9 protein-coding genes and 1 riboswitch are annotated in these 7,865 nt (G+C 60.2%); of the genes, 5 read left to right on the top strand and 4 right to left on the bottom strand.

Going from position 1 to position 7,865, the window contains the following annotated elements; all coding sequences use genetic code 11:
* On the top strand, positions 1-899 hold an 899-nt coding region (locus AB7S84_RS15365; RefSeq protein ID WP_428155552.1), incomplete at its 5' end, for an ABC transporter substrate-binding protein.
* 16 nt (positions 900-915) lie between these two features.
* On the opposite strand, the gene AB7S84_RS15360 is transcribed toward AB7S84_RS15365, so the two are convergent.
* Positions 916-1,089 carry a hypothetical protein gene (locus AB7S84_RS15360; protein ID WP_020877234.1) on the bottom strand — a complete coding sequence of 58 codons (174 nt, stop codon included), beginning with the start codon at positions 1,087-1,089 and terminating at the stop codon, positions 916-918.
* A gap of 15 nt (positions 1,090-1,104) precedes the next feature.
* On the bottom strand, positions 1,105-2,001 hold the full coding sequence (locus AB7S84_RS15355; protein WP_428155550.1) for a sirohydrochlorin cobaltochelatase: 897 nt from the start codon (positions 1,999-2,001) through the stop codon (positions 1,105-1,107).
* Between the two features lie 210 nt (positions 2,002-2,211).
* Positions 2,212-2,394: riboswitch (cobalamin riboswitch) on the bottom strand.
* A gap of 422 nt (positions 2,395-2,816) precedes the next feature.
* Between AB7S84_RS15355 and AB7S84_RS15350 the strand changes: the two genes are divergently transcribed.
* Entirely contained in the window at positions 2,817-3,929 is a 1,113-nt protein-coding gene (locus AB7S84_RS15350) for a carbohydrate porin (RefSeq protein WP_428155548.1), read from the top strand.
* Positions 3,930-4,211: 282 nt separating this feature from the next.
* Positions 4,212-4,748: a metal-dependent transcriptional regulator gene (locus AB7S84_RS15345; RefSeq protein WP_020877237.1), complete on the top strand. Its 537-nt coding sequence runs from the start codon at positions 4,212-4,214 to the stop codon at positions 4,746-4,748.
* A gap of 36 nt (positions 4,749-4,784) precedes the next feature.
* On the opposite strand, the gene AB7S84_RS15340 is transcribed toward AB7S84_RS15345, so the two are convergent.
* Together AB7S84_RS15340 and AB7S84_RS15335 are read right to left on the bottom strand one after the other, a co-directional pair.
* Complete coding sequence (locus tag AB7S84_RS15340; protein ID WP_428155546.1) at positions 4,785-4,928, bottom strand: FeoC-like transcriptional regulator; 144 nt, start codon at positions 4,926-4,928, stop codon at positions 4,785-4,787.
* Positions 4,925-5,239 carry a nucleoside recognition domain-containing protein gene (locus tag AB7S84_RS15335; RefSeq protein ID WP_020877238.1) on the bottom strand — a complete coding sequence of 105 codons (315 nt, stop codon included), beginning with the start codon at positions 5,237-5,239 and terminating at the stop codon, positions 4,925-4,927. Before AB7S84_RS15335 ends, AB7S84_RS15340 begins: the two co-directional genes overlap by 4 nt.
* A 343-nt stretch (positions 5,240-5,582) precedes the next feature.
* On the opposite strand from AB7S84_RS15335, the gene AB7S84_RS15330 reads away from it, so the two are divergent.
* Together AB7S84_RS15330 and AB7S84_RS15325 are read left to right on the top strand one after the other, a co-directional pair.
* Complete coding sequence (locus tag AB7S84_RS15330; RefSeq protein ID WP_428155543.1) at positions 5,583-6,425, top strand: DUF3450 domain-containing protein; 843 nt, start codon at positions 5,583-5,585, stop codon at positions 6,423-6,425.
* Positions 6,422-7,819, top strand: coding sequence for a MotA/TolQ/ExbB proton channel family protein (locus tag AB7S84_RS15325; RefSeq protein ID WP_428155541.1), 1,398 nt, complete (start codon positions 6,422-6,424; stop codon positions 7,817-7,819). Before AB7S84_RS15330 ends, AB7S84_RS15325 begins: the two co-directional genes overlap by 4 nt.
* Positions 7,820-7,865 lie beyond the last annotated feature (46 nt).

Below are 7,865 nucleotides of genomic sequence, written 5' to 3'. Positions count from 1 at the left end.
TGACGGCCGTGGAGGAGATGGAGAAGCTGAACCCCACGGGACGGCCGTACTGGATTGCCCACCCGGAGCTGGCGCGGTTGCCCCGCTGCGGTCCGGGCGGCCCTTCGGCCATCAACAAGAAGCCGGATCTGGAAGCCCTGATGGCGTCGACCCCCCAGGTGATCTTCGTCACTTACATGGACGCCGAACTGGCCGACGCGGTCGAGAAGGCCCTGGCCATTCCTGTTGTGGTATTGAGCTATGGCGCCTTCGCCACCTTTGACGAGGCGGTCCTCGATTCCCTGAGAATCGCGGGCAGGATTCTGAAGCGGGAAGAGCGGGCCAAGGCGGTGGTCGACGCCGTTCTGGCCATGAGAGAGGATCTCCGGCAGCGGGTCGACGGCATCCCCGAGGAGGGAAAGCCGGGGGTTTATGTCGGCGGCATCGGTTACCGCGGAGCCCACGGCATCGAGAGTACCGAGATCAGCTATATCCCCTTCGTCTGGACGGCGGCGCGAAACCTGGCGGAGGAGGTGCCGGCCCGAATCGGGAGCCATGTTTTCGTGGACAGGGAGGTGCTGCTGGGCCTCGATCCGGACGTCGTCTTCGTCGACGGCGGGGGGCTTGCCCTGGTGGCCGACGATTACCGCGGAAATCCCGGGTTCTACGCGGCCCTGAAGGCCTTTCAGAACCGGCGGGTCCATGTGCTGCTGCCCTTCAATTCCTACACCACCAACATCGATACCGCCCTGGTCGACGCCTATGCCATCGGCAGGATCCTCTATCCGGAACGGTTTGCGGATGTCGACCCGGAAGTCAAGGCCGACGAGATCTATTCCTTTTTCGTGGGACGCCCGGTCTACCGGGAAATGGCAAGGGATTTCGGCCCCATCGGCCGGACCGCCCCGTTTTTGAAATAAGCGGTCCGGCCGCCGCTCAATTCAGGTGCGGCCGAAGCAGGTCATCGAGGGAAAAACCCTCGGCAGCCGCCAGGCCGACGGCGTTTTTACGCACCCATTGCCGGAATCCCCGGATAAAACCGGGGTCGTGAAAGACGATCGTTTCTCCCAGACAGTTCAGATCCTGTTGGACGCGCCAGTAAAAATGCATGATTTTCTCCTTCGGTTACGGCTGAAGATGTTTCACGGCAATCTTGAGGTTTTCGATCCACAGGTCGGCCAGGGCGTCGTATTCCGCCATGCCCTTCAATACCGGCACGCATTCGATGCCGGCCTGGGTCAGCATCTGCTTCCAGGAATCGGCTTCCTCGCCGGCCATGTCGTTGAGGGCGTGATCCCCGGCCACGGACATGAAGGGAATCAGGTAGGCCTTGCGGATGCCCTTTTTCACGAGCTGGGCCTTGACGTCCTCAAAGGTGGGGTGTCCCTCCACCGTCCCGACGTAGATGTTGGGGTCGATGCTCTGGAATTTGTACATCATGGCGGAATAAATGGCGTCGCCGGCGTGATGGGTGCCGTGGCCCATCAGGACCACGGCGTCTTCCGGGGTCCGATCCCTGGGGATCATGGCGGCCGGCAGGGTCTTCACCACGTTCTCCATGGCGTCATTGGCGGAGAGCAGGGGATGGGCCACGATGACCTTGTCGAATCCCCCGACCATCCTTTCGAACATCATGGCGTTGGTGTGGATCTCATGGAATTCCTGTCCCGGAATCATGTGAAGGGATTGTATCGCCACCTTGGCATAACCGTCGTCCATCAGCTTTGCCAGGGCGATTTCAGGAGAATCGAGCACCTTGCCTTCCCGGGCCAGTTTCTGGCGGATGATATGGGAGGTGTAGGCCCACCGGACCTCGACATCCGGAAACGCCTTTTTGACCTGCGTCTCGATGTTGGCGAAGGCCGCCTGGGCGCTGGGTACGCTGGTGCCGAAGGTCACCAGCAGGATCGCCGGTCCCTTGTCGTCGGCCTTGGCGCGGCCGTGCCCGGTCGCCGTCGCGGCCGAGGAGAGGAGGGATACCAGGAAAAAGGTCGTGAGTGCGGCAAGCATTTTTCGATTCATGTTGTCTCCGTTTCTGTTGGGTGACGATGGTTTTTCCGTGAGCTTCAGTGCAGCCCCATGCCCCGAGGAGATGGGGTGCGGCGTTGCGGTGCGGTCCAAAAAAAAATCCCGGACCGAAAACAATCGATCCGGGATATCCCTTTTTTATCCACAGAAAGCCGGCGATGCATGCATCGCCTCCGGGCTGTTATGCCGTCCGCGCGGCTGTTGCCCACATATGTCGATCAGGCAGGTCTTCTGACTCCCGGATCACCCTACCGGCCGCGCCTTCCCGGCCTTTCGGCCAGTGGCATCCTGCGGCTTTCGTCCCCGATCACAGCGGCGGGCCCGTCCCCGGATTCCACGGGGTTCCCTTTTCAGCTATAACTGAGCACCTGATCAATGATGTGGCATATAGTAAAGAAAAGAGAAGGAAAGTCAAGTGCAAATTAACAGGATATATCTGATAATTTGACGGGCGGACAGATCGGGCGGCCTGAAAACCGGCATCATGGTCGTCGTCTGAAAAGTGAAGTCGGTGACCGCTCTCAAGGGTGGAAGACCACCCGCTCCCGGGGCGCATATCGGCCTGTGTATCGGCAGGGTGGGGTACTGCGGCGGAGCCTGATGAAAGCTTCTGAAAAAAGCTTGACAGCTCCTGGAGACAAGTCTATTAGGTGTCCCAATAAAAATTAGCTTTATCTAACAAAAAAAGCCTTCCCTAATAACCGCGATAGTTGAGTTCCGTTTTAAGGATATCGCCAAGTGAATGGATTTAAAGACGATTGTCGGCAAACCATTCTCAAGAAACCATTTTTGACAGGAAAAGGTGTTGGATGAAGACAAAGACGCATCAATTTCTCAAAGGTCTTATCTCGCTGTCGCTGCTGGTGGTGCTCGCCGCACCCGGTCGGGCGTATGATATCACGGACCGGTTTTCAATCAACGGCGTGGGTGCCGGCGTTTACCAGTACCAATGGGCGGATGCTGCTGCTGACGGTGACATCGGTCGCGGCGCAGCCCTCTTCCAGCCGGAGTTCAGCCTGAAGCTCACGGAGACCGATGAGATTTCGGCCGTTTTCGGTTTCGCGGCCGGAAACGGCCTGAACGAAGTGACGGGCTTCTCCCCGGCGCCATGGGCCGCGGACCTGGAGGATGACGTCAAGGACATCAACGGGCGCAACCGGGATTATCTGCTCACCCTGTGGTACAAGCACACCTTCGTCTTTGGTGAAAATCATTCCCTGGGTGTCACGGGGGGCATCATCGACGCCACCGCCTACATCGATGAGAACGCCTTTGCCAACGACGAGTACACCCAGTTCATGAACGATGCCCTGGTGAATTCATCCGTCGGCTTTTTGCCTTCCTACGATATCGGGGGCGCGGTGGAATGGGAGTTCGGGAATTTCGATTTCACGGTGCTCGGGATGAATATCGGCGAAAATGATGACGGCAACAGCTACCATTATTTTGGGGGTCAGGCCGCCTGTAAACTGTCCACCGCCATGGGCGACGGCAACTACCGGCTGATTATCGGCGGCACCAGCGAGGATTTCTCGGACGAAGCAGGTGATACGGAAGGCCTCTTCGGCGTCACTTTCTCCTTCGACCAGGAATTCGGCGATGTCTTCGGCGCCTGGATCCGGCTGGGGTGGCAGGAAGACAAGGCTCCCGTCGATTATGATGCCCTCTATTCCGGAGGCTTGAACATCACCGGCAGATGGTACAACCGGGAAGCGGACAATATCGGCCTGGGGTATGCTTACCTGAAAGGCAAAAACGGCATCGACGGCAGCCAGGTCGGCGAGATCTACTGGCGGGTCGTGCTTAACGATTATGTCGCCGTTACGGCCGATTTGCAGTACATGAAGGATGAATACGACGCGGAAGAGACGGCGGATATCGACGGCTGGATCGCCGGTGTTCGGATGACCGTCGAATTCTGACGGTGCCAAAATCCGGCGTCGGCACGTTGAGGCCTCAATCGCGTTGGCGCCGGAATGTCATGCCGGATTGGGCATGGCGTATAGGCTTCCAGATAAGGATTTTGCCTGCGTGATCGCTCGTCGCCGTATGACCTTTACGCCTTCCTCCATCTGCCTTGCAAAATCATTATCTGAAATCCTATAGCACTGCGGCAGGGGCTGAAATCGCTTGACGAGCCTTGGGAGGATGAATTACTAGATACATCAATATAAATTTTATTTGCCTAACAGAAGGGCGGCGGCATGACAACCCACGATAAAGGAAAAGCCGGGAACAAGCCCCTGACGCCCGTCATGGAGGACTATCTGGAGGCTATCTTCGACCTGGACAAAGAAAAACGGGTGGTCCGCGTCAAGGATATCGCCAAGAGAATGGATGTGAAGATGCCCACCGTATCCAGCATGCTCAAAACATTGAATGAGCGAGGCCTGGTAGCCTATGAAAAGTACGAGCATGTGGAGCTGACGGAGGATGGGGCGGATGTCGGCAGGGAGATGCGGCGCAGGCATCGTGTGTTGAATCAATTCTTGACCGAGATCCTGAGGATCGATCCGAAAGTCGCCGACCAGGAAGCCTGCAAAATGGAACACGCCCTCAGCGCCGATACGTTGGACAGTCTGATCGATTTTATGGAATTCATTCAGTCGTGTCCCCGAACGGGCGAAAAATGGATCGAGTTTTTTGAAGAGTTCCGGAGGCACGGCCGCAGGCCTGAAAAGTGTCAGGCGCGCTGCGATGTGTTTTCCGTTGGACTGAAAAAGCAGTTGGAAGTGACGTAGGGCCTCTATGCCGGTGCCGGGAGGATACGTACGGCATCAATCGACCCATTCATAGGTGACAATGGATGATGGGTCGCACCTGCAGCAGCCTTTTTGACATCCAGGGTTGCCGTCGTGCTTTCTCACCTTCCCCTTTCGAATCCACAGGTCCACCATTGGCGTGACGGCGTCCGTCGTCATCCTGAAATGGACGGCGATATCCTGCAGGGTGGCTGTCTTCCCACGGCCTCCTTGTCGAAAATACCGGTAAACACGCCGACGGTGGCCGGCCAGTTCCCGTCGGTGACGCCGATGGGTTTCAGCAGGGGGGTGATGGTCTTGCTGACGGCGGTCAGGGCGGAATTCTCGCTGTTTTCATTGCCGAAGCTGCCGTCGGTGCCCTTGGTGAGGCCCATGGGCAACAGTTTATTCCGGTATGCATCGAGGCCGCGTTCATACCCAGTGACGCGCCTCCGGTCTCCCGCACCCATATCCTTCATCTTTTTGACCATTCCTTCATTCCTCCCTGACCAGGTCGTCCACCTGGATTCCCATTCCCCGAAGCCTTTCGTTCATATTCCGTCCGCGGCGGATGGATACGATGCGAACCATTTGGCCGTTTTGGGCCATGGCAAGGGGAAATAAAAAAACCGATCGAGTCGAAAGTTGAATTTGCATGAGAATCGGCTATTGACAACAACCGGGATTTTTTCTAATCAACAGGGGCGGCGCGATATGAAATCGCGTTTTGACCGCGAACCCAATCTTTATTTACGAAGCAGAAGCCAAGAAGGCCCGACCCGATTCCGGGGAAGAGGCTATTCTTGGCTTTTTTTGTTTGAAACCCGAGGGCTTATGATGAAATGGACGAGAAAAAGAGACACCGGGCGCATCCGGGCCGAGCGCTGCTGTGCGATCCTTGCCGCGTGCACCGTCGTGCTCCTGGGCGGGGCCGCCCGGATACCGGCCGCGGGACCGGGGGCGGCGCCGTCCGCCGGGGCGGTGCTGGAAACGGCGGAAAGCGCCGTGGACATTCGACGCGCGGCCCAGCAGCTCAAGGACCGATGGGCCGCCGAGGCGGAAAAACTGACGGCGGAAGCCGATGCCCTGGAGCGGGAGTTGGCGCGGGTCCGGTGGCGGCGGAACAAGACGGCGGCCTTTACGGCCGATCTGGAACAGAAGACGGGGGATCTGGCGGCGGCGGAGAAGGCCGCCCTTACCCTGCGGGACGACCTGGGGCCGTTTCTGGATGAGGGGATCCAGCGGCTCAAAACCTTTGTGGACCGGGACATGCCGCTTCATCCTGAAGCGCGGGATGCCCGGATCCGGCATCTTTCTCAGCTCGCCGACGACGCGGACGCCGACTTTCCGGCCAAGGTAAGCGCCTTTCTGGAGGCGCTCTCCGTCGAGATCGAATACGGATATCTCACCGAGGCGGATGCGGCCGAACTCGAAGTCGACGGCCGCGTCATCCCCGTCCGTCGGCTCTCCGTGGGCCGCCTGGGGCTGTTCGCTCTTGCCGAAGGGGGCCGCGGCGCCTTTCGGTGGAACCCTGGATCCGAGCGCTGGGAGCCTGTCGACGATCATGCCGCCCGGATACGGCAGGCGATCGAGATGGCGGACCGCTCCCGTCTGGCCGCTCTGGTGGCGCTGCCCATCGGGCGTCCGACGGATGCCGCGGAGGACGCGGTCAAATGAGGCGCGTTATTCTGCTGTGGCTGATGATGCTCCTTCTGCCGGCCGGGGTTTCGGCCCGGTCCGACGATTTTTCCCGGGTCGGCCGCGAGGTGGACGCGGACCTGGCCGAGGCGAGGCGCGAGAAGGCCCGCGTCGAATCTGAAATCGCCTCGGCACGGGCCGAATGGAACGAAAAGATTCGTGATCTCAAGATCCGTCTGGCGGCCGAGCGGTCCGAACTGGCCGGGGAAGAGGCGGATCTGGCGGAAATGCGGGACCGGCGGGAGGCGTCGGCGCAAGCCCTCGAGGGCCATGCCGCGGATATGAAGGCCCTTTCGGGTGTCGTGATCGAATTCGTGCGGAATTTTCTGGGGCTGGCCGAACGATCGCCTTACACGGCGGAGCGTCCCGAGCGGTTGACGAAACTGAAGGCGCTGCTCCAAAAAGAGCAGCGCCTGGGGGTGTCGGATATTCGGCTCCTGGTGGATCTGGCCTTCGAGGACATGGCGGCATCGGGCCGGATGCTTCGAAGAACCGGCGAGATTCTCGACCGGGAGGGGCGGCCGGTCCAGGCGGAGATTCTGCGGCTGGGGCATCTCTCGGCCCTTTTCGATCAGGACGGGGCGGCCGGTTATCTCCACCCGAGCCCTGTTTCCGGGAGGCTCATGGCCGCGGCGCCCCCCGGCTTCGGTACCGAAAGAGCGCTCAAGCGGTTTCTGGAAGGAGAGACCGATACCGTCCCCATGGACATCTCGGGCGGTTCGGTCCTCGGACAGCTTTCCCACCGGACGACCCTCTGGGAGGACATCCAGGGCGGCGGCTTTCTGGTCTGGCCGATCCTCCTGGTGGGCATTGCCGCGGTCGTGCTCGTTGTGGAGCGGCTCTATTTTCTGGGGCGGGTCCGCCAGAACACCGACGTCCTGATGGGCGACGTCACCGATCTGGTGGCCGCGGGCGATGTCGAGGGGGCCATGGCCGCAGCCGATACGCAGGCGGGCCGCCCGACCGCCAATGTCATCAAGGCGGGCCTGGGCGTGGAGAACGAGCCCCGGGAGGTCATTGAAAGCAGCCTGGGCGAGGCGATCCTGAGGGAGACGCCCCGACTGGAGCGGTTCCTGCCGGCCCTGAAGGTTCTGGCGGCCGTGGCCCCGCTTCTGGGCCTGCTCGGGACCGTGACGGGCATGATCAATACCTTCAAGGTCATCACCATCCACGGCACCGGAGATCCCCGGCTCATGGCGGGCGGGATCAGCGAGGCCCTCATCACCACCGAACTGGGCCTTGCCGTAGCCATTCCCATCATGCTGGCGGCCGCTTTTCTGGGGCGCAAGGCCCAGAACATCGCCGCCGACATGGAGGAGAAGGCGATGGCGATGACGGCGGCCCTCCTGAAACGGCAAAGGAACGGCCGGTGAACGGGCTGGAAGCCGTGGCCGCCTATACCCGGGCCGGCGGTCCCGT

The organism is Desulfococcus sp., from assembly GCF_050178255.1.
GTDB classification, from domain to species: domain Bacteria; phylum Desulfobacterota; class Desulfobacteria; order Desulfobacterales; family Desulfococcaceae; genus Desulfococcus; species Desulfococcus multivorans.
This window is presented reverse-complemented; position numbering and strand designations above follow the sequence as displayed.